Here is a 1,104-nt window from a genome sequence, read left to right as displayed (position 1 = left end):
CAGCCGGGGGACGGCGTGGGTGGGGGCCATGAGCAGGCCGTCGGCCTCGGGGACGCAGTCGGTGACGTCGCCGGAGACGAAGTCGACGGCGGCCGTCTCGTACCAGGTGAGGTGGGCGAGCGGGGTCAGGTCGCGGGCCTCGGCCCACTCCTCGCTGCCGAGGAGCACGGTGGCGGCGCCGTCGGTGAGCGGGGTGGAGTTGCCCGCGGTCATGGTGGCGCCGGGGTGGGCGGTGCCGAAGACGGGCCTGAGGGTGGCGAGTTCGGCGGGGGTGGAGCCGGGGCGGAGGTTCTGGTCGCGGGCGAGGCCGCGGAAGGGGACCACGAGGTCGTCGAGGAGGCCGCGTTCGTAGGCGGCGGCCAGCCGCTGGTGGCTGGTGGCGGCCAGTTCGTCCTGGGCCTCGCGGCTGATGCCCCAGGCGCGGGCGGTGACGGCGGCGTGCTCGCCCATGGAGAGGTGGGTACGCGGTTCGGCGTTGCGCGGGACGTCCGGGACGACGTGGCCGGGGCGGACCTTGGCGAGCGCCTTGGCACGGGCCCCGGCGGACTTGGCGCGGCGGGCCTCCAGCAGGATGCGGCGAAGCCGGTCGTTGAGGCCGATCGGGGCGTCGCTGGCGGTGTCGGAGCCGCCCGCGATCGCGGAGTCGGTCTGGCCGAGGGCGATCTTGTTGGCCGCGGCGATGACGGCCTCGCGGGCGAGGTTGAAGTCGCGGCTGTGCTTGAGGACGGCCCCGGCGACGAACTCACCGACGCGCTCGCCGGTCAGTCCGTACCGCTCGACCAGGCCGCCCAGGGCGGCGCTGAGCAGCTGCTGGTTGGAGGCGGTGGCGTACGGGCCGTCGGAGCGGGCGAACGGGATGCGGCTGCCGCCGAGGACGGCGACCGGACGTGTGGCGCGGTGGGGCGGATTCATCTCGACCAGCTCCTGACCCTTGAGTAACCTTACTCAGAAGTAAATTACCGACCTACCCGGGAGTTCGACAATGGCCGACCGCTATCTGCGTTTCACCCACACCGCCCCGGGCCGGTTCGCCACCCGCCGCCTCGGTCTGCCCCAGCCCGCCGAACTGCGCCGCTGGTCGGCCGAGCACCCCACCCTCGACGG

Annotated in this window: 1 protein-coding gene; it reads right to left on the bottom strand. The window is 73.9% G+C overall.

The window, feature by feature from the left end; translation table 11 throughout:
• Positions 1 to 912 (bottom strand): acetyl-CoA C-acyltransferase (locus ACFV9O_RS40470; protein ID WP_385428106.1); only part of this gene is annotated, 912 nt, incomplete at its 3' end.
• Positions 913 to 1,104: the final 192 nt, after the last annotated feature.

It is taken from the genome of Streptomyces sp. NPDC059909 (assembly GCF_042730885.1).
Lineage (GTDB): Bacteria > Actinomycetota > Actinomycetes > Streptomycetales > Streptomycetaceae > Streptomyces.
Note: the sequence above shows the minus strand (reverse complement) of the source record. Positions and strands in the feature narration are given on the sequence as shown.